Source organism: Vibrio sp. 1874 (assembly GCF_033344395.1).
Taxonomy (GTDB): domain Bacteria; phylum Pseudomonadota; class Gammaproteobacteria; order Enterobacterales; family Vibrionaceae; genus Vibrio; species Vibrio alginolyticus.
In genome coordinates this window covers 1-1,199 of sequence record NZ_JAWPOR010000121.1, presented here as the reverse complement: position 1 = coordinate 1,199, position 1,199 = coordinate 1, and the positions used below count along the sequence as shown (strand labels likewise).

The window sequence follows — 1,199 nt, the reverse complement described above, 5'->3', positions numbered from 1 at the left end:
TTAGGGTACTACCAAACACTTTAGAACGACTCATTGTATATTTATCTTTACATCTTATTGGGAGTTATCAGCATCAGATCGGGCAACGGCGCACCAAAACTGACACCATATTTGTAATAAACACGATATTGTAGGATCTTTGAGAGAAGATCAAGCAAAGTGTAAGGATAAAAAACCACGACCGTAAAATTATGTTTACACAATACAATCTAAGCGCTTATTTCTATCAATAAGCGAGCGCATTCTTCAGAATTCATAAACTTGGGAACGGGGTAATTCCAATGTGCCTCTTTCAGAATCAGGTCAACCAAGTCTTCAATATCATCTTGTTTTATGGCTGTTGTGCATTTTTCGATACCAATAGCGTCGTACAAGGATTCAATCTGTTCCAAGAAATGCTCAGCACTTGGTTTGTCTTTCGTATTGATATTGGTCTTCTCGGCAAGCGTTCTTAGCTCATCTTCAATTTCAGGCAAAGAGAACTTTAAGACGGGTAGCAACGCTAATCCATTTGCCATGCCATGTGGCAAACCATACCTTGCCCCTAAGTTGTGCGCAAAAGCATGCACGTACCCTAGACTTGCCTTGGTAAAAGCTAGCCCTGCGTAGTAAGACGCCATGGCCATTTTGTATCGAGCTTCAATATCTCCCCCCTGCGCCATAGCTTTGGGTAGATAATGAAATATCAATTTGATTGCAGCGACTGAATACGCTTGAGTTTCTGGTGTCGCATTGCGCGAAATGTAGGCTTCTACCGCATGAGTTAACGCATCAATCCCTGTGTCAGCAGTGATTTTGGCTGGCAAACCGATAAGCAAGTCGGGATCGAGCGCGGCCATAATCGGCACCAGTTTCGGGTCCATCAAGGGCGTTTTTAAATGTGTGTCTGGGTCTGAAACCACTGCCGCGATCGTCACTTCAGAACCAGTGCCAGAAGTGGTTGGAATAACAAACAGAGGCGCTGGGGTTCGCCATACTTTGAAAAGTCCTGAGAGCTTTTTGATTGAGCGTTTGTTACTTACTCTTGCAGCAATCACTTTTGCACAGTCAATGGCAGATCCGCCACCTAACGCCAAAATGGCTTCCGATTGAGAGGCGTTGTAAACACGTAATCCATCTTCCACTTGATCGTAAGTTGGGTCTGGTTTTACTTCAGAAAACACGCCCACCTGTAAACCCAACCTCTGCGTTTGCTCCAA

General features: G+C 44.2%; 1 protein-coding gene. It reads right to left on the bottom strand.

Annotation, left to right across the window (positions count from 1 at the left end; translation table 11 throughout):
• Window positions 1-209: 209 nt before the first annotated feature.
• Window positions 210-1,199 (bottom strand): iron-containing alcohol dehydrogenase (locus tag R8N46_RS24985; protein ID WP_318189746.1); only part of this gene is annotated, 990 nt, incomplete at its 5' end.